The 18,482-nt window shown below is 73.4% G+C and carries 14 protein-coding genes; 4 read left to right on the plus strand and 10 right to left on the minus strand.

Features of this window, described 5'->3' with window-relative positions; genetic code table 11:
- Positions 1-9 precede the first annotated feature (9 nt).
- From AC559T_RS11020 to AC559T_RS11040, 5 genes are all read right to left on the minus strand, one after another.
- Complete coding sequence (locus tag AC559T_RS11020; RefSeq protein ID WP_498868621.1) at positions 10-690, minus strand: hypothetical protein; 681 nt, start codon at positions 688-690, stop codon at positions 10-12.
- The gene (locus AC559T_RS11025; RefSeq protein WP_498868622.1) at positions 687-2,843 is read right to left on the minus strand and encodes a hypothetical protein; all 2,157 of its coding nucleotides are present in this window, start codon (positions 2,841-2,843) and stop codon (positions 687-689) included. Before AC559T_RS11025 ends, AC559T_RS11020 begins: the two co-directional genes overlap by 4 nt.
- 230 nt (positions 2,844-3,073) lie before the next feature.
- Positions 3,074-4,348 carry a hypothetical protein gene (locus AC559T_RS11030; RefSeq protein ID WP_498868623.1) on the minus strand — a complete coding sequence of 425 codons (1,275 nt, stop codon included), beginning with the start codon at positions 4,346-4,348 and terminating at the stop codon, positions 3,074-3,076.
- 415 nt (positions 4,349-4,763) lie between these two features.
- The gene (locus AC559T_RS11035; protein WP_020463351.1) at positions 4,764-5,366 is read right to left on the minus strand and encodes a TetR/AcrR family transcriptional regulator; all 603 of its coding nucleotides are present in this window, start codon (positions 5,364-5,366) and stop codon (positions 4,764-4,766) included.
- A gap of 245 nt (positions 5,367-5,611) precedes the next feature.
- Positions 5,612-6,187 (minus strand): GtrA family protein, encoded by a 576-nt coding sequence (locus AC559T_RS11040; RefSeq protein WP_235014902.1) that lies wholly within the window; start codon positions 6,185-6,187, stop codon positions 5,612-5,614.
- A gap of 426 nt (positions 6,188-6,613) precedes the next feature.
- Here AC559T_RS11040 and AC559T_RS11045 point away from each other — a divergent pair, with 426 nt between their 5' ends.
- Positions 6,614-7,192 carry a beta-class carbonic anhydrase gene (locus AC559T_RS11045; RefSeq protein WP_112108887.1) on the plus strand — a complete coding sequence of 193 codons (579 nt, stop codon included), beginning with the start codon at positions 6,614-6,616 and terminating at the stop codon, positions 7,190-7,192.
- A gap of 42 nt (positions 7,193-7,234) precedes the next feature.
- Here AC559T_RS11045 and AC559T_RS11050 read toward each other — a convergent pair whose 3' ends face one another.
- The 4 genes from AC559T_RS11050 to AC559T_RS11065 all read right to left on the minus strand — a co-directional run bounded on the left by AC559T_RS11050 (position 7,235) and on the right by AC559T_RS11065 (position 13,077).
- On the minus strand, positions 7,235-8,665 hold the full coding sequence (locus AC559T_RS11050) for a UDP-glucose dehydrogenase family protein (RefSeq protein WP_498868643.1): 1,431 nt from the start codon (positions 8,663-8,665) through the stop codon (positions 7,235-7,237).
- A gap of 40 nt (positions 8,666-8,705) precedes the next feature.
- Positions 8,706-9,680 carry a TIGR03089 family protein gene (locus tag AC559T_RS11055; protein ID WP_498868624.1) on the minus strand — a complete coding sequence of 325 codons (975 nt, stop codon included), beginning with the start codon at positions 9,678-9,680 and terminating at the stop codon, positions 8,706-8,708.
- A 202-nt stretch (positions 9,681-9,882) separates the two neighbouring features.
- Positions 9,883-11,439 (minus strand): LCP family protein, encoded by a 1,557-nt coding sequence (locus AC559T_RS11060; RefSeq protein WP_498868625.1) that lies wholly within the window; start codon positions 11,437-11,439, stop codon positions 9,883-9,885.
- 165 nt (positions 11,440-11,604) lie between these two features.
- Positions 11,605-13,077, minus strand: a complete 1,473-nt coding sequence (locus tag AC559T_RS11065) for an LCP family protein (protein WP_235014900.1) — start codon at positions 13,075-13,077, stop codon at positions 11,605-11,607.
- A gap of 42 nt (positions 13,078-13,119) precedes the next feature.
- On the opposite strand from AC559T_RS11065, the gene AC559T_RS11070 reads away from it, so the two are divergent.
- Entirely contained in the window at positions 13,120-13,377 is a 258-nt protein-coding gene (locus AC559T_RS11070) for a hypothetical protein (protein ID WP_498868626.1), read from the plus strand.
- Positions 13,378-13,761: 384 nt separating this feature from the next.
- On the plus strand, positions 13,762-14,832 hold the full coding sequence (locus tag AC559T_RS11075; protein WP_071066295.1) for a glucose-1-phosphate thymidylyltransferase: 1,071 nt from the start codon (positions 13,762-13,764) through the stop codon (positions 14,830-14,832).
- Between the two features lie 516 nt (positions 14,833-15,348).
- On the opposite strand, the gene AC559T_RS11080 is transcribed toward AC559T_RS11075, so the two are convergent.
- Positions 15,349-17,409 carry a glycosyltransferase family 39 protein gene (locus tag AC559T_RS11080; RefSeq protein WP_498868627.1) on the minus strand — a complete coding sequence of 687 codons (2,061 nt, stop codon included), beginning with the start codon at positions 17,407-17,409 and terminating at the stop codon, positions 15,349-15,351.
- 122 nt (positions 17,410-17,531) lie between these two features.
- On the opposite strand from AC559T_RS11080, the gene rfbD reads away from it, so the two are divergent.
- On the plus strand, positions 17,532-18,437 hold the full coding sequence (rfbD, locus tag AC559T_RS11085) for a dTDP-4-dehydrorhamnose reductase (protein WP_071066294.1): 906 nt from the start codon (positions 17,532-17,534) through the stop codon (positions 18,435-18,437).
- Positions 18,438-18,482 lie beyond the last annotated feature (45 nt).

Below are 18,482 nucleotides of genomic sequence, written 5' to 3' on the forward strand. Positions count from 1 at the left end.
GGCCACGGCTCAGAGTGGGTCGAAGCCGCGCCACCAGGTGATCAACCCGGCCGGGTCGTCGCTCTGCGCGACGAACGCCACCCGCTCGCTGTCGATCGTCCAGTAGGCGGCGAAGCGGCCGGGGGCAGCCTGGCAGACGAAGGTGCCCGTACGCCGGGACGGCAGCAGGTACGCCTCGGTGCTGGTCTGGCCCGCCTCGCAGGAGCCGACGTCCACGATCGCCGCCGCGCGCCGGGCCGCGTCGGAGGCCACGGCCGTCTCGTCGATGTAGCCGAGCACGAGGACGTCTGCCGGCGGCGTCCCGGAGGCCGCCACCCCCGGCACGCACCGTAGCGCGGCCTGGACGCCTGCCGCCCGCGGGTCGGCCGGGTCGCCCGATCCGCCCGGGGCGGTGGCCTCGGTGGTCGCCCCCCGGCAGCTGGTGATCTCGAACGAGGACAGTCGGGCCGCCAGCTCGCGCTCAGGGCCGTCCAGGTCCGCCGGCTCGGGCGAGGTACTCGTGCCCCGGGGGGCCGGTGGCGCGGAGACCGTCGCCGGCGGCTGTGATCTCCCGGTGTCCGGGTCAGCCGAGGTGGACGGCCCGCCGGCCGCGCGGGCGATCAGCACGCCCGCCGTGGCGACGGCGGCCAGGGCCAGCCCGCCGGGGATCAGGACGCGCGTCCGCCCGCCCGCCGGCAGGAGCCGCCTCATCGGCGGATGGGGTCAAACGTCTGCCACCAGGTGATCAGCCGCTTCGGGTCGGAATCCGAGGCGGAGAACGCGACCAGGTCGTCGTCGATGGTCCAGAAGGTGATGAAGCGCTGGGCGAACAGGTAGCACAGCCGTGACCCGCCGTTGGGCTCCAGCGGCGAGTTCCACTCCTCGGAGCTCTGTTGGCCGTCGTCGCAGTTGCCGACATCGGTGTAGTAGGTCTCGCGTGCCCCGATCTGGCGGTCGAGCGCGGAGTGGTCCGGGAAGTGGTAGGCCGTCACCGTCACGCCTTCGGCGCCCACGCACTGCAGCGTGGCGTCCGCGTAGGCGCCGTCGCTGACCGGCGGCGTCTCGCAGCCCGTCATCGTGACCGGGTTGAGCAGCGAGCGCAGGGTGTCCTCGGGGCTGCTGGTCTGCGGCGTCGGCTGCTGCCCCGCCGGGGCTTCACCGGGGATGTCCGTGGGGACGCCCGCGGCCGCGGGCGGGATCGAGGTGGCGGTCGTCTCGGCGCTGTCGTCCCCGCGGGTCGCCAGCACGATGCCGATGACCGCGCCGATCACGATCACGGCGGCCACGGCGGCAATGATGATCACGCCGCGGCTCGGTCGGCCGGCCGGCTCGGGCACCTGACCGCCGTCGCCGGCGGGCGGGAGCCCCGATCCGGACGGGTACTCCGATCCGGCCGGGTACCCGGAGCCGGCCGAGAAGTCGGAGCCGGCCGAGAAGTCGGAGCCGGCCGAGAAGTCGGAGCCGGCCGAGAAGTCGGAGCCGGCCGGGTACTCGGATGAGAACTCGGACTCCGGCGAGCGGCGGGACCCCGGCGGGGGGTCGCCGGCCGCGCCGTCCCTGGTCATCGTGATGTCGGGCGGGATCGCCGGCAGCAGACCGCCGCCGGACGGCGAGTCGAGGTAGCTGGGCGGCGGCACCGGCCAGACGGGCCCGTCCGTGATACGGCCGGGTGGCGGCAGCATCGGGCGTCGCATGGTGAACGACTCCCTGGGCGGCGGCGGCAGCGGATGCGGCCCGGTCAGGGCCGGGAACTCGGAAGACCGGTCCTCGTGGTTCCCGCCGTCGGACGCGTGGGTGGCCGGCTCGTGGCGAGTGCTCTCGGCGCGGCCGGCGTCGGCGTCGGCCGCGGCCGTCAACCCGGGGCCGTACCCGGCGGGGGAGTCCGCCCGGTCCGGGACGGCGGGGGGCGGCCCCGGCGGGGCGAGCCGGTAGGTCAGCTCGTCGTCCGGCGGCTTGACCTGGGCCTCGGCCGGCGTCGGCGACGCTGCGGGCCCGGGGTCCTCCGCGGCACCGGGACCACCGGGGGAGCCGGCCCACCCGGTGGGAGCGCCGGCTGGTCCTGGGGGGAAGGGCGTTCCGGGCGGGTTCCCCTGGCCCGGTGGGATCGGCGGGAGGTCCGGCCCGGGCCTGCCGGGCGGCCCGGGCTGCCCGTACGGGGCCGGCTGCCGGTACAGGTGCCGGCCGTCCGGCACCTGCCCGTAAGGCGACCGGCCATACGGCGGCTGGCCGGGCGGGATCTGGCCGGGGGGCAGTGGCTGGCCGTACGGGGCCTGGCCGGGCGGCAGCGACTGGCCGGGTGGCGGCTGGCCGTAGGGCGTGTGCGCGCCGGACGGCGCGGGCTGGCCGTAGAGCGCGTGCGGCGCCGGTGGTCCGAACTGCCCGGGCGGCACGGCCGGGCCTGGCGACCCGGGCCCCCGGGGCGGTCCGCCCTGGCCGGGTGGCACCGGCGGCGGGGGCGGGAAGCCACGGTCACCGGGGTGGGGTGGGTAGCCGGTGCCGGGCCCCGTGCCGGCAGGCGGCCATCCCGGCCCGCCCGCTCCTCCCTGCGCGGGCGGCTGCGGACCGGTGTGCGGACCAGGGCGCAGACCCGGGAAGCCACCGGGAGCGGGACCGCCGCCGAACGACACCGGACCACGCGGAGGCACCGGCGGGCCCGGAGGCGGTCCGGTCCACCCCGATCCGCCGGGCGGCGGGGCACTGAGCGAGAGGCCGGTCCGCGCGCCGTCCGGCCTCAGTATCTGCGTGCTGTCCAGCTCGTCCTCGATGTCCGCGGCGGTCTGCGCGTCGTCACGCGACGAGAGCGGGCCTGCCGGCGGCTCAGGGACGGGCGACACGCCGTCGTCGCCGGGGCCATGGCTGGGCACGATTCCTCCCGAGAGGGGATCTGGCCGGAATAGATGCTGCCGGGACGGATGATGGCACCATGCTGATGATGCCGCGCGTCACAGGGTAGGCACACGGTTCCGCCGGATCGTCCCGAGGCGTCCCGACCAGGGGCCTGTTGCGCCGGTGACGGGCCGTCCGCGGCGGGCGCTGGGCATCCGGCGGGAGCCCGGCGGGGATCCGGGCGCCGCCGCCGGATGCCGGCGGCCGCTCAGCCTCGCGGGATCGGGTCGAACTTGGCCCACCACTCGTACAGCGCGGAGGCGTTGTCGTTCAGCGCCATGAACGAGACCTGATCGCGGTCATAGGTCCAGAAGATGAAGAAACTGTTCTCGTAGTAGTAGCAAAGGGCCGTGCCCTCGGTCTGACCTTCCTTGAAATTCCACGTGAAGATGTCGGGGTCACCGGATGCGCAGTCACCCTGGTCCTCGACCTGCGTCTTCCGGAACTCGACGTCGTTGTCGAGGTGCGAGGCGTCCACATAGTGGTAGGCGGCGACGAGCTGGCCGTTGTCGGCGGTGCAGAACAGCGAGGCGTCGATGTCCTCGTCCTCGCCGCCCGGGTTCGCCTCACAGTCGGTCATCGTCGTCGGGTCCAGCTTCGCGAGCAGCGCCGACTGTGCCGCCGTGAGCGCGCCGGAGCTCGCCGACGGGGACGCCGACGGCGACGGCGACGCGCTGGTCGGAGCCGTTGACGGGCTGGCACTGGGGCTCGTGGAGGCGGACGGGGTCAACGATCCCGAGGCGACGGGCGGCGACGGCTTGTCGTCGGAGCCGCCGGTCGCGACCAGCGCGACCGGAATCGCGATGGCGAGTGCCACGGCCGCGGCCACCGCGATGATGATGATGTTGCGGCGCTTGTTCGGGTCGGGCGCGCCGGGGCCCCCCGGGCCGCCCGGGTAGCCGCCACCGGGCGGGTAGCCCTCGTAGCCCTGCTGGCCGTAGCCGGGCTGCTGGTAGCCCTCGGTCTGGTAGCCCTGCTGGCCGTAGCCGGGCTGCTGGTAACCCTCGGTCTGGTAGCCCTGCTGGCCGTAGTCGCCGTAGCCGGGCTGCTGGTAGCTCTGGCCCGTCTGGCCGTAGCCCTCCGCGCCCGGCGCGGCGCCGTAGCCCGGAGGGAAGGCCTGGGTCTGCTGGTAGCCCTGCTGCCCTGGCGGGTTCTGCTGGCCGTAGCCGTCGTATCCGGGCTGGCCGTATCCAGGCTGCTGGTAGCCCTGCTGGCCCGACTGGGGCTGGCCGTAGCCCGCGCCCGGCTGCTGCGCGTAGCCACCGGTCGACCCGTAGCCGGGCTGCTGGTAGCCGCCGCCCTGCTGGTAGCCGCCTGCCGCGCCGCCGTCGACGCGCCGCGTCGCCTCGTCACCGGGGTGCGCCGCGTAGCCGCCGTCGTTCACGAGCCGGGTCTCGGCGTCGTCGCCGTAGCCCTGGCCACCGCTGTCGACCCGCCGAGTCTCGGCGTCCGGGTCCTGCGAACCCGGGTTCGGTGGCTGCATGACGTTCCTCCTGATGTGCCTATGTCGCCCGCGTCGACGGTCGGCATGGACCGTGGCCGGCGGTGGAGCGGCGGTACCTGAGACCGCCCCGCGGGACGGCGCCGTATGGGCTGGGCGCCGAGGCGCCGGGCGTTTGCGGGCGCCCGGTCGTCCCCCGTCTCCGAAGGGCGTCGAGCGCGTGCCCGCGGAGGGTCTTGTGAGGGTTCGACACCAGGCGCCGGCTCAAGCGTAGGAGTTCCGTGTTGATAACGAAGGCGCGGGTCGTATTTCGGACATGACTGATCGGTTCTGGTTCTCGCACCGTCACAGCGCGGAGCGGATGCGTCGCCGATCTCCCGCGGACCTGTCCCGCCGCCGCGGTCTCCAGGTGGCCCGCTACCGGCGGGCCCGTTTCGGAGCTGGCCGGGCCCCGCGGTCAGCCGCGGCTGGCGTAGGCGATGATCACGTCGTCCACGACGTGCTCGATGAAGGCGGAGTCGACCGGGTCCCCGGTGATGAGCAGCCGCTGCAGGATCAGCGCGGTGCCGATCTCCATCAGGATGGCCGGGTCGGCCTCCGGGGTTATCTCGCCGCGCGCGATCCCCCTGGTGATGATGACCTCGGACATCATCTTGCGCTGGCTCCACATGCGCTCGCGCACGGCGGCACGCAGCTCCGGATTGCGCGGCATCTCGGAGACCATCTCGGCCATGATCCGGCCCTGCTCACTGCCGACCAGCTCATGGAACGCGGTCAGGAACAGGATCATCTCGGTCCGCAGCGAGCCGCTGTCGGGGATCTGCAGCGTTTGTTCGGTGAACTGGGTGATCGAATCCATCACCAGTGCGACCTTGGACGGCCAGCGCCGGTAGATGGTGGCCTTCCCGGCCTTGGCGCGGGTGGCGACCCGGTCCATGGTCACGCCGTCGTAGCCGTGCTCGGCGAGTAGCTCGAGGGTCGCCTGGCGGATCGCGCCGTCGCGGCTCTCGTCGCGCGGGCGACCGCCCGGCCGGGGCGATGCGAGCGTCGGCCGCGTCACGGCGCACCCTCCTGGCTCTCGAACCGGCTGCGCGGCGGTCCCGGTGAGCGAGTCACCACTGGTGGAGAACCGGGCACGCTGTGCATGGGCTGGCCTCGAGAGCCTAGCGCAGCCGGGCGCCAGGAGAACTGATCGGTACCGGAACCCCGTGGTTCTCTTAGAGTCCCGATGGGATGAGAACGGGACAGGGCGCCGTTCGGCGCCGGGTCGCGAAGAACCCGGAGCCTTGCGGCGCCCTGGGTGGATCAGGCCTGGCCGGCGGGCTCGGGGACCCGGTCGGCCTTCACCGGAGGTGCCGCCACCTTTGGGTGGTCCGGGTGCAGGAAGACGTATTTCTTGTACGCCCAGAAGCGGAAGACCGTGCCCAGCCCGGTGCCCAGGACGTTCCCGAACAGGTTGAACGCGAGTACGCCCTCGAGGTGGAGCACGTACTTCGCGAAGCCGAGGCAGGCCAGCGCGATAGCCAGCCCGACCGCGTTCAGGATCACGAAGAGCGTGTACTCCCGGCGCAGGCCCGTTCGGGCGCGGTGGTTGAACGACCATTGCCGGTTGCCGACGTATGAGCAGGTCGCCGCGACCACCGTCGACACGGTCTTCGCGCTGAGCGGGCCCATCCCGAGAAGGGTGTGGCACAGGTTCGAGACGGCGAAGTCGATCGCGTAGCAGACCGCGCCGACGACGCCGAACTTGCCCACCTCATGGATGAGGACCTGAAGTGGTGAACGTGGAACCCGATGGCTCACCACGGGCGGCGCCGATCGACTTCGAGAACATCGATTTTGACCACCAGGAGAGACTACCGACGACCTGCGCGGCGCCATCTGCCACCCCCGAATGCGCACTCCGCCGACGCCTGTCCGGTCGCCGTCCCGAATCGTCCGTTTACCAACTGGCGTCCGTTCCTTGAGGGGAACCGCGCCCGCCGCCCGGGCGCTCCGCCGGGTTCGCCGCCCTGTGGCGCCTGTCATCGTGCCCCGGCCGGGCCAGGTGCGCCGGCCGGGAGCGACGCCTCGGCGCGGCCAGGGCAAAGACAACGTCAGGTGACGGGTCACTGCCTTAGTGTTCCCACCTGTGCGCTGCGTGATACGTCGGCACTCCTGGGCGTGTCCGTGATCCGATGCACCTGCCCGATCGCGGCAGATGGGTGGCGGTGGACGTCCCGTCCACTGCATTCTTGTCAGAGTGGCAAGCCTCCGCGGCGGTGACGCCGTGTGAGCGACGTAACCGACGGAGGTGACCCCCCGGTCATGAGCGCGCCCGAAGAACTCGGACACGCCCAGGGCACGACCGACATCCTGCTGGCACGTGCGGCGAGCTTCGCCGCACGGCGCCGCGCGGCGGGCGGCGGCTCGGCCCGGCCGGCCAGCCCGGCCACCGGCGTGGCAATCGTGGCCTGCATGGACGCCCGCATCAACCTCGAGGCGATCTTCGGCCTCGCGGAGGGCGACGCGCACATCCTGCGCAACGCCGGCGGGGTGGTGACCGAGGACATCGAGCGATCGCTGGCCGTCAGCCAGCACGCACTCGGGACCACCGAGATCATCCTGATCCACCACACCAGGTGCGGCATGGAGACGCTCACCGACGACGGCTTCCGCGCCTCACTGGCCGAGCGGACGGGTGTGCGCCCGAGGTGGCGGCTCCAGTCGTTCACCAGCGCCGCGGAGGACGTCTGGCGTTCGGTCACAGCGCTGCGCTCGTCACCGTTCCTGCGCGCGTCGGCCTCGGTGCGCGGGTTCGTGTACGACGTCGAGACCGGTGAGCTCGATGAGATCACCGAGAGCCCACAGTCGGCCGCGTCCGCGCCCACCCAGGCGACCGCCTGACCCGCGCGGCTGAGCCCCGGCTGGCTGAGCCCCGGCTGACGGTCAGGCCGGTGGACGGCCGAGCGCGTAGTACGCCCACCCGGCCTGGCGCCAGGCCGGGCCGTCGAGCGCGTGCCGGCCGTCGACGACGACCCGCCCGGCCACCCGCGGGGTGAGCGCGTTCGGGTCCAGGTCGCGGAACTCGGTCCACTCGGTGAGCACCGCAAGCGCGTCCGCGCCGGTCGCCGCCTCGTGCGCGGACGGCGCGTACTCCAGCTCGGGGAAGCGCCGCCGGGCGTTGGCCATCGCGGCCGGGTCGTACACGACCACCCGGGCGCCGGCCCGGTGCAGTTCGGCGGAGATCTCCAGGGCGGGTGAGTCGCGGATGTCGTCCGAGTTCGGCTTGAACGCCGCGCCGAGCACCGTGATCCGCCGGCCCTCCGCGCGGCCCCCGAGGGCCCTGGTGATCAGGGTGACGGTCCGCTCCCGGGCCCGCAGGTTGATCCGGTCGACCTCGGCCAGGAAGCCCAGCGCCGGGCCGGCGCCGAGCTCGGCCGCCCGCGCGTGGAAGGCCCGGATGTCCTTGGGTAGGCAGCCGCCGCCGAAGCCGATCCCCGGCCGCAGGAACCTCCCGCCGATCCTGGCGTCGTGGGAGAGCGCCCGCGCCAGGCTCGTCACGTCCCCGCCGGCGGCGTCGCAGACCTCCGACATCGCGTTGATGAAGGAGATCTTGGTCGCCAGGAAGGCGTTCGCCGCGACCTTCACCAGCTCGGCGGTGGCGTAGTCGGTGACGATCACGGGCGTGCCGGCCTCGATCACCGGCGCGTAGACGGCCCGCAGCACCGCCTCCCCGCGCCCGCCCGGCCGGACGCCGAAGACCAGCCTGTCCGGGCGCAGCGTGTCGTCGACCGCGAACCCCTCGCGCAGGAACTCCGGGTTCCACGCCAGCTCGACTCCGCCCGGCGCCGGCTGTGCCGTCCGTGCCCGGCCTGTCCCCGTTCCGCCCGGCGCCGCCTCGCCCGTCCGGGCACCGCCCGGCCCGGTGCCGCCGGTTCCCGCTGCCAGCCGGCGCGCGAGCCGCTCGGCGCTGCCCGCCGGCACCGTCGACTTGCCGACCACGAGCGCGTCCGGCCGCAGGCCGGCGCGGATCAGCGTCTCGACGGCCGCGTCCACGTAGGTCATGTCGGCGGCGCCGTCACCGGCCCGCTGCGGCGTGCCGACACAGATGAAGTGGACGTCGGCCCACCCGGCGACCTCGGCCGGGTCGCAGGTGAACGACAGCCGGCCCGCCTCCAGGTTCTTGCGCAGCAGCTCCTCGAGCCCCGGCTCGAAGAACGGCACCTCGCCCGCGCCGAGCCGGCGGACCTTGTCGGCGTCCGTGTCGAGCCCCACGACCTCATAGCCCAGCTCGGCCATGCAGACCGCGTGCGTGGCGCCGAGGTAGCCCGTCCCGACCACGCCGATGCGGCGGACGGCCGGCAGGTCACCCGTCATGAGCGGCCGGGGGGACCGCGGGTAGCCGGTCACGTCGTCGCTACCGCCGCCGGGCATGCGCGTCGACGGGGTCGATGGGACGAACCCCGGCCGGCAGGGCTTCGGTGAGTGGCCCCGGCACGGACCAGTCCACCGCGGTGATCCGTTCGCTGTCGGCCCGGCGGGCCAGCGCCGCCGGTTCGATGCTGGCCAGGTTGCGGCACAGCACGACCGACGCGCCGCTGACCAGCGGGATGAGAATCCCGGTGAGCAGGCCGACGGCGGTGGCGGGCCCGGCCGCGGTGAGGATCCGGTCGTCCGGGCCCAGCCCGGCGCGGCGGGCGGCGCTCTCGGCGATGCGGATCAGCCCCGCCTGGCCCGCGGGCGGCGGCGGCGCCGCGTAGCGGTCGCCGTGCGGCGGCACCTCGACCGCGTAGTCGAGCACGCCCGGCACCGGACGCCGCAGCCGGCCACCGAGCGGACGCAGCGACAGCGCGACGATCTCGTCGACGCCCAGTCCGGTGGCGATCTCGAGCCGGTCCTCGCTGACGAAGACGACACCGAGCTCCTCCGGAGCGGTGCCTGCGCCGGTGTAGCCGCCGGCGCCGGTGGCCGGCGACCCGGCACCCTCGGCTCCCTCGGCTCCCTCGGCTCCCTTGCCGCCGGGGCCGCCGTCCGGCGTCTCCGGGCCGACGGCGACATGCACGTCGAGCCCCGCCGACCAGGCCGCCAGCAGGATGACGCAGGTCGTCCAGTGCGCCGGCAGGTCGACGCCCACCGCGTCCCCGGGCGCGAGGCCGACCGTGTCACCGAGCAGGTTCGCCGTCTTCGCCACCCAGTTGTCCAGCGTCGTGGTGGAGAACTCCACCCGCTCGCCGGTGGCGTCGTCGTAAAAAGTGATCATCGGACGCGCCGGGTCGCGCGCGAGCCGCGCGGCGAGCGCGGCGGCCACCCCGGGGAACCGCGCGGGTGGCGCGTCGGGCGGCACGGAGCCGTCGGGAAGGATCGACGGTGCTGGGACGAACCGGACGTCCAACGGTTCTGGTCTCCAATCCGGTCGTTCGTCGGCGGGCGGGCGGGCCCGGCGGTGGTCGGGTTCCGGCGAGCTGAGCGCCGGCGATCCGCCGCGGGCGGTAACGCTACCGACTCCCGTCCCCAGCTCGGACGTTCACAGGCACGACACGGCGCGGACGCCGTTCGCGCACCGGGGATCGGGCCCTCTCAGCCGGGTTCGGCGGTCAGGGGGTGCAGGAGGTGTCGGCGGGCACCGGCACCGCCGATGCCGTCCCAGCGGCGGTGCCGGGGAGCGGCGTCGTGCCGGCGGCCGCGGTGCGGTCGGCCGTCGTGCCGGTGGCCGTCGTGCCGGCGGACGCTGTGCCGGCGGACGCTGTGCCGCTCGGGCTGGCGGAGGGGGATGCCTGCGCCGTTCCCCCCGGCGTGGTTGCCCCCGGCGCGGCGCCGGCGGCCACGGAGACGCCCGGCGCTGTGGGCGATCCGGAGCCGCCGCCGTTCTCGGCCGTGGCCCGCATCGGGCCCACGATCGCCTCCAGGCCGGCCGGGTCGTGCAGGAGGACCATGCCGTGCGGCGGGATCGTGCCCATCTCGTCGACGGCGCCGGCCGAGGGCAGCGGGACATACGTCGGGATCGTGATGAACCGCAGGCCGCCCGGGCCGAGCTCGCTGATCCGCTTCGCCAGCCGGAGCATCTCCGTCTGGGTCAGGCTGTCACTGATCTGCAGCGCGCCACCGACGGCGCCGAGCAGACTGGTGATCCGCGCGGGATTGGTGAGCACACCGGCGCTCGTCGCCGCGTCGAGCAGCCGGGAGAGGAACTGCTGCTGGCGCAGGATGCGCAGCCGCTCCTCGCCCAGCGCCTTGCGGGTGCGGACGAACGCCAGCGCCTGGTCGCCGTTGAGCCGGTTCTCGCCGAGCTGGCCCCGCCACCCCGACTCCCGGTCCCGGAGGTTGCGGGTACTGCCGTCGGGCAGCGGCCGGACGCATACCGTGACGCCGCCGACGGCATCCGTCATCGCGCGGAAGCCGGCGAGGTTGATCGAGACGGTGTGGTCGATCTTGAGCCCGGTGAACGCCTCGAGGGTCGAGATCAGGCCGGGCACGCCCGCGAGCGGGATGACGTCCGCGATTTTCGACAGGCCGTCCGGGGCGGTGGCGGCGGCCGCGGGCACGACGGGCACGAGCGTGTCGCGCGGGAAGGACACCAGCGTGACGGAGCGGTCCGCGTCGAAGTGGGCGACGATCGTCGTGTCCGCCCGGATGCCGCCCGGGTCGCCGAACTCGCCGTGGGTGCCCTCCCGGCTGTCGTTGCCGAGCAGGAGAACGTTCAGGTCGCCCGGGACCACCGCGGGCCGGGCGCCGGCGACGGGCGTCCAGTCCTTGCGGTCGATCGCGCTGTCGAAGTGCCGGTAGGCCGCCCACCCGACCGACGTGGCCCCCAGGACGCACAGCGAGATCATCGCGACCAGCGTGACGGACAGCCGGCGCAGCGGCGAGCGCCGCCGCCGGACAAGACGCGGGCTCAGCTCCGGTGGCAGCGCGGCGTGCGACCCGATCGCGGGCGTCGGTTCCGCGAGGCGCGCCTCCGTGAAGTACGGCTCCGTGAAGTACGGCTCCGCGGAACGCGGCTCTGGGAGGTTCGGCTCCGCGACGCGCGCTTCCCGGAAGTGCGGCTCGCGTGGGCTCGGTGGACGCCAGGTCGCGGGCGCGGGCGGCTCGGCCGCATCCGACCAGGTCAGGTCGGATCTTTCGGCTGAAAGCTCGTCTCTCGGGCGTCTCATCGCAGACTTCAGACGCCCGGTGATGGCCGGTGGTTGTTTGGGGTGATCCGAGGGTGGTGTGTGACGCCCCGCACATTCGCGCCGTTCGCCGGCGCCGTGGGCGGCCCGCGGATAGAGGGCGCCCACGGCCGGATCGGCGCGCCGCCGGTCAGGAGGTGCCGCCGGTCAGTACGTGCAGCCGGTGGTCAGCTCGGTCGCCGTCACCGGGGCGGTCGGCCTGGTGGGGGCTCCGAACAGGGTCGAGCCCGCCGGGCCCGTGGACCCCGTCGAGGCGCTGCCCGGTGCCGACGGGCGCATACCGGAGACCGCTCGGGCCCCGGCCGCGGGGACGCCGGTCGCGTCCACCTTCTCGAACGACTCGCCCAGCACCAGGGAGATCCGGTCGGCCAGGTCGTCGTCGCGGACAAGCCTGGCGTCGGGCACGACGGCCCGCACGGCGCGCGCCGCCGCCTCGCCGCCGGGCCCGTACCGCACCTCGCTGGTCTGCAGCGAGCCGGCGGGCCAGTCCCGCGGGGTTCCGACGCGGAACCCGAGACCGGCGAGGTCACTGCGCACGGCCGCGGCGAGCCCCCCGACCCGCGCGGCGTTGAACACGTCGACGGAGACCTCGCCCGGGGGCGACGCCGGCGGGGTGGGGACGGCCGTCGGGCTGGTGCCGTCCCGGCCGCGCAGCGGCGCCAGGAACGCGTCCAGCTGCGCCTGGTCGTAAAGCTGCACGGAACCGAACCGGGGCAGCTCGCCGAGCGCGTTCCCGCCCTCGGCCGGCGACGGCGCGTGCACGGGGATCGTCACGAACCTGATCTGGTCGGAGCTCATCGACCCCATCCGCTTCGCGAGCAGCCGGAGATCCTCGATGTCCGTTCCGTCGTCGATGGTCAGGGCCCGCGTCACCGCGCTGATCAGGTTCTCCAGCCGGGCCGGGTTCGTCAGCACGCCGTCGCTGGTGGCCTTGCGGAAGACCGCCCCGATGAACTGCTGCTGCCGGCGGATGCGGTCGAAGTCGTTGTCGGGCAGGCCGTGGCGCTGGCGGACGAACGAGAGGGCCTGGTCGCCGGTCAGGTGGTTCTCGCCGACCCGCCCCCGCCACTGGGACCACTCGTCACGCAGGTTCGTCCGCCGTCCGTCCGGCAACGCCTTCACGCAGACCGTGACCCCGCCGATCGCGTCGGTCATCTCGCGGAACCCGGCGAGGTCGACCGACACATAGTGGTCGACGCGGATGTCGGTGAGATTCTCGATGGTCCGGACCAGCAGCGCCGGGCCCCCGATGGAGATCGCCTGGGTCAGCTTGTCCCGGCCGTGCCCGGGGATGCGCACGAGGGTGTCGCGCGGGAACGACACCAGGGTCGTCGTCCCGTTCGCGTCGAGGTGGGCGAGGATCGTGGTGTCCGAGCGCTGGCCGGCGACCTCGCCGCCGCGCTGGAACTCGCCCCCGGTGCCGGCCCGGCTGTCCGAGCCGACGAGCAGGAAGTTGGTCGTCCCCTCGACGGGGCTTGCGGGCCGGTCGCCGTCCAGGCTCAGCCGCAGCCGGTTGATCTGGCGGTCGAAGTGCTCGTAGACGGCGAACCCGCCGACGGCGAAGGCGAAGATCAGGCACGACAGGATGGCGGAGACGACGACGGCGAGCCGCGACGCCACGCCACGCCGCCGACCGGCCGACCCCGGGAGCCACCCTGACCCGTGGCCGTGGCCGAGGTCGGTGCTGTGGTCGTGGTCGGTGGTGTCGTCGTGAACGCCGTCCTGGGCGTGGTCCTGACTCTGCTCCAGGTGCTGCTCCCGGGTTCGGGCGTCCGAGCCGGCCTCGCCCGGGTTCCGGCGCTGGAGCCTGTCCCAGCCGCCGCGGCGCTGGTTCGGTCTCGGTTCGGTGAGCTCGGCCTCCGACCCGTCCTGGTTCGCGTGGGTGACCTCGCGCTGGCGCGAGCGTGCGCGCGGCCGTGACCTCGGCCGGCGCCGCCCGCCCGCTGCGGGGTCGGAGCCGGTACGGGGCGACTCAGGCCCCTGTCGAGGCCCTGTCGAGGCGCGCGGTCCAGCGCCGGTCACCGCGTCCCCCCTCTGTGGTGTGCCGGGTATCTCGGCGTGCCTGTCGGTCGACCGGCCTGCCCGTCGGACGGCTGGCACGCCGGTCCGCGGTGGCGGCGACCCGCACCCCTGGTTACTTAACGTACCCGGAACGTGACGGCGTAAGCGCTCATGGGTCGGCGTCCGCGCGGACTTGTCGAGGGAGAAGGTCGATGTGGAGATCTGGCTGTGGCGTGCATCACGTTTTGGTTACTTTCAGTCAGGGCCTGTCTCCTGGAACGACCCACGATAGGGTTTCGGATCATGAAGGCACTCGTGCTCGCCGGTGGCTCCGGGACCCGTCTTCGGCCGATCACCCACACCTCCGCCAAGCAACTCGTGCCCGTCGCCAACAAGCCGGTGCTGTTCTACGGGCTCGAGGCGATCCGCGGCGCCGGGATCACCGATGTCGGGATCATCGTCGGCGAGACGGCGGCCGAGATCGAGAACGCGGTTGGTGACGGATCGCAGTTCGGCATCACCGTCACCTACATCCGCCAGGAGGCGCCGCTCGGTCTGGCGCACGCCGTCCTCATCGCGCGGGACTTCCTCGCCGGCGAGCCGTTCGTGATGTACCTCGGCGACAACATGATCATCGGTGGGATCTCCGGGCTGGTCGAGGAGTTCCGCCACACCACCTCCGATGCGCTCATCCTGCTCACCAAGGTCGACAACCCCTCGGCGTTCGGCGTCGCCGAGCTCGGCGCGGACGGCCGGATCATCCGGCTCGTCGAGAAGCCCGCCGACCCGCCGAGCGACCTCGCGCTCGTCGGCGTCTACATGTTCGGTCTCGCGATCCACGAGGCCGTCCGCTCGATCAAGCCCTCAGGACGCGGCGAGCTCGAGATCACCGAAGCGATCCAGTGGCTCGTGGACGGCGGCTACGACGTCGCGCCGCACCTCGTCGAGGGCTACTGGAAGGACACCGGCCGGCTCGACGACATGCTGGAGACCAACCGGCACATCCTCGAGTCAATCGAGCCCGCGATCCACGGCACCGTGGACGAGCACAGCACCATCGTCGGCCGGGTGGTGATCGAGGAGGGTGCGTCCCTGGTGCGCTCGACGGTGCGCGGCCCGGCGATCATCGGACGCGGCACCCGGCTCGTCGACACCTACGTGGGCCCCTTCACCTCGATCTACCACTCGTGCGTCGTCGAACGAACCGAGATCGAGTACTCGATCGTGCTCGAGCGGGCCACCATCCGCGGCATCGGCCGCATCGAGGACTCCCTGATCGGGCGGGACGCCGAGGTCGTACCGTCGAGCGCTCTCCCCAAGGCGCACCGCCTGATGATCGGCGACCACTCCAGGGTCTCGGTCGCGACCAGCTAGCAGCAGAGGGACCCGACTCCCGCCCGGCCTGCCCGCCGCCGGCCGAGCGTCGGCTGGCGGACTGACGGTGGAGGCCCCGGTCCGTTTCTGGTGCTCGGCTACTCGCCGTTTGACTTCTTTCTCGCCGTTTCGGGCAGTATTTCCTGCGAAATTCGCTCCGAAAGGGCGAGAAGAATGCCAAACGGCGAGCAGGCCACCCGGGTGTGCGGGGATTTTGCCCGATAGATCGCGGTCTGGCCGTGTGATGGTGGTGGCGGCGCGGGCTGTGGCTTCACTGCTCGTGCGAGTGGGACTGAGTCGACACCTGGCTGGCCTGGGGTGGGACCAGGTCGACACCAGGCTTGCTGTTCGTGAGGGCGGGACCGCCTCGACACCTGGCTCCCTCGCGGTCGACCCATGAACTCCGACCCCCGGCGCACAGACCTCCAAGGCCCGCGCACCCGCCCTCGACCTCCGAGCCCCGAGGCCTTGGGTCGGTGCGGATCAGCTGGTTCGGTTTGCCCTGGCGGGCGGCGGTCAGCTGGCGGTGGCGTCGGCGGGGGTGCGGTGGCGCAGGGCCGGGATGAGGGTGAGCGCGAGGGCGATGATCCACAACAGTGCCGTCCCGACGACGACGGTGATGGTGACGCCCACGGGGAGTGGGGCCCAGCGGGAGATCGCGGCGACGACGTCCGGGATGCGGGCGGGAGTGAAGGAGACCTGGCGCGGCAGCCAGTAGTAGCTGCACACGGCGAGCAGGGCGAGGGCCTGCATGACGAGCCCGCCGACCAGCATGAGCACCGGCGCCCACCGGGCACGCGCGCCCAACAGCCGGCCGAGCCCGGCGACCGCGACGACCGCGAGGCCGACGATTCCCAGGTACAGGTAGCGGCCCTGGACGGCGATGCCGCGGGTGTAGCGCTCGTACTCGGCCCAGCTCCGCTGCCCGACCATCAGGTACGCGAAGGCAACCGGGGTGAGCAGCACCAGCGGCGCCGCCAGCCGAGCCAGTCGAGCCTGCCAACCGGGTGTCCCGGCGGGTGTCCCGGCGGGGGACGGGGCGCGACGGACGGCAGTGATCACGGCGAGGGCGCACAGCGCGGTCGTGACCACTGTGGCGGCGACGATCGCGACCGGGGAGAGCTGCGGTGGCTCGAACATGCCGAGACCGCCCCAGAACCTGCTGATCATCGTCCGGACGAAGTACCAGAACCAGGTGAGGAACGAGTCGGGGAGCAGGAGAGGCTCGCGGCGCGGCGGGTTCGTCGCCCAGCCGTTCGGCTGGAGGGCGTCGTACAGCAGGTAGTTGCGGACCCACCACCAGCCGCCGATGGCCAGCCCGAGCCCGACGGCGATCGCCGCCGGCAGCACCGGCAGCCGGCCCCGGGGCCCGCCCCGAACCGACTCGGCTCCGGCTTCGGGTTCGGGTTCGGAGCCGGCTGTAGCTGCGGACGTCCGGGCTCGCCGGGTGTGGAGCCAGCCGACGAGGTAGGCGGCGGCGATTGTGAACGGGAGGGCGAAGGCGAACGCCTTGGACAGCATGGCCACGCCGAACCAGACGCCGGCCCACAGCGCGGTCCGCCTGCGCAGGTCGCCGCGTACGACCCCGGCCAGGACCACGGTGAGGGCACCGGTCGCCAGGATGAGGATGCCGTCGTTGTTGAAGGTCGCGCCGACCCTGGTGAACCCGGGTATCGCCAGCGGAAGGGCCGCCGCGGCGGTGGCGAGCGGGCCGCGCAGGCCGAACCGGCGCGCCGCGGCCCAGGCCAACAGGGGCAGCGGGGCCACGATCAGGATGTTGAGCAGCCGCAGGACCAGCACCTGCTGGTCGTAGGCCCAGTTCTCGGAGCCGGGCAGTGCCTCCAGCAGGCCGGCTCCGATCGCGTAGACGAGCGGCGGATGCTGGATCATCTGGTTGGACAGTCGGCCGTCGTCCACCGGGGTCGGCCCGCCGAGCTCGTCGAACGACTGCCGGGCGTCGCGCGGGGTGGGGGCGATCTCCGCGAACGACGGGGAGCCACGCCGCTTGCCGCCGGACTGGAACATGTCCTGGAACCGGCCGCGGTCGAAGTCGTCGGATGTCGCCGCGACCCCGGTGGCGATCATCTTCTCGCCCGGTGCCGGCCAGCCGGCCCCGTGCTGCAGGCCGTAGACCATGTCGACGTGCTGGGCCTCGTCGTAGCCCGCCCAGGTCGTGTACACGAACGAGTAGGTCACGAGCAGGGCCACATGCAGTGCGGTGATGAGCAGGACGATCACCGGAACGCGCCGCGGTCGCCGCGGAGACCGGGCCGCGGACGCCGCCACGCCTGGTGCGGGCACGTCCGACGCGGGCGCGGGCGGTGTCGGTGTCGGGGTCGGGGTCGGGGTCGGTGCGGACGCCACTGGTCCGGCGGACGGGGCCGGTACCGGAATGGCTGGCACCGGAGTGGCCCGTGCGGCTGGCACGTCCGGGCCGGGAGGCGCGTCGAGGTCAGCTGACTCTTCCCTGAAGGCGGTTGTCGCCTCCTCGGTGCCCGCGCCGGCCGGGCCGCCTGACCTGCGGGGCTGATCCTCGCGCAGGTCGGGCTTTTCGGTCATTGGCGTCTCGGGCGTCACCGGGATCAGGGTAGCCGCACCCTTCTCGGGCCGGTCGGTACCGGTCCGGCCGACTGCGCGTGATGGCGACGTCACTGTCGGGGTGTCGCCGGCTGTTCGTATACGTCTGCCAGACTCGCGGGGTGCGCATCCTCGTCACTGGTGCCGGTGGACAGCTCGGTAGCGACCTGTGTCGTCTCCTCGACGCTCAGTCGCAGGTTGACAACCCGCGAGTACGGGCCTGGTGCGGGCTCGCCCGATCCGAGCTCGACCTCGCCGACGCGGCCCAGGTGCGCGCGGTCATCGCCGACCAGGCCCGGCCGGCGAAGATCCAGGGCGGGCTCGTTGTGATCAACACCGCCGCCTGGACGAACGTGGACGGCGCCGAGTCGGACGAGGCGGGCGCGTACGCCGTGAACGCCACCGGCGCGGCCCACCTGGCCGCCGCGTGCGCCCAGGCCGGCGCGGCGCTCGTCCACCTTTCCACCGACTACGTCTTCGACGGTGACGCGACCAAGCCCTACGAGACGGACGACCCGCCGGCGCCGGTGTCGGTGTACGGCCGGACGAAGCTCGCGGGGGAGGAGGCCGTCCTGGCGCTCTGCCCGGAGTCGTACGTCGTGCGGACGGCGTGGGTGTACGGGCGTACCGGCGGCAACTTCGTGAAGACGATCGCCCGGCTGGCCCGGGAGCGCGACGAGCTCGCCGTCGTCGCGGACCAGCACGGCAGCCCGACCTGGTCGGCCGACCTCGCCGCCGGCCTGCTCGACCTGGTCACCGCGCGCCCGGCGCCCGGGGTGTACCACTGCACCGCGTCCGGGGAGACGACCTGGTACGGCTTCGCCCGCGCGATCGTCGCCGCGCTCGGCCAGGACCCGGCGAAGGTCAGGCCGACGACGACGGACGAGTTCCCCCGCCCGGCGCGCCGGCCGGCCTACTCGGTGCTCTCGGCCCGGTCCTGGCTGGACGCCGGCCTGCGGCCGCTGCGCTCCTGGGACGACGGCTTCGCCGCCGCGTTTGCCGAGTTCGGCGCCGAGTTGCGGGGCTGACACGGCCACTGCCACGGCCACGGGCCGCCCGGCCCTCGACCAAGC

The sequence above is a fragment of the Frankia sp. Hr75.2 genome (genome assembly GCF_949319125.1).
Taxonomy (GTDB): domain Bacteria; phylum Actinomycetota; class Actinomycetes; order Frankiales; family Frankiaceae; genus Parafrankia; species Parafrankia soli.

Excerpts from the sequence above, each read along its gene's own strand:
- AC559T_RS11075 (WP_071066295.1), top strand. The coding sequence starts at position 13,762 with ATGAAGGCACTCGTGCTCGCCGGTGGCTCCGGGACCCGTCTTCGGCCG.
- AC559T_RS11060 (WP_498868625.1), bottom strand. The coding sequence starts at position 11,439 with ATGAGACGCCCGAGAGACGAGCTTTCAGCCGAAAGATCCGACCTGACC.
- AC559T_RS11040 (WP_235014902.1), bottom strand. The coding sequence starts at position 6,187 with ATGGCGCCGCGCAGGTCGTCGGTAGTCTCTCCTGGTGGTCAAAATCGA.
- AC559T_RS11050 (WP_498868643.1), bottom strand. The coding sequence starts at position 8,665 with ATGACGGGTGACCTGCCGGCCGTCCGCCGCATCGGCGTGGTCGGGACG.
- AC559T_RS11030 (WP_498868623.1), bottom strand. The coding sequence starts at position 4,348 with ATGCAGCCACCGAACCCGGGTTCGCAGGACCCGGACGCCGAGACTCGG.
- AC559T_RS11020 (WP_498868621.1), bottom strand. The coding sequence starts at position 690 with ATGAGGCGGCTCCTGCCGGCGGGCGGGCGGACGCGCGTCCTGATCCCC.
- AC559T_RS11045 (WP_112108887.1), top strand. The coding sequence starts at position 6,614 with ATGAGCGCGCCCGAAGAACTCGGACACGCCCAGGGCACGACCGACATC.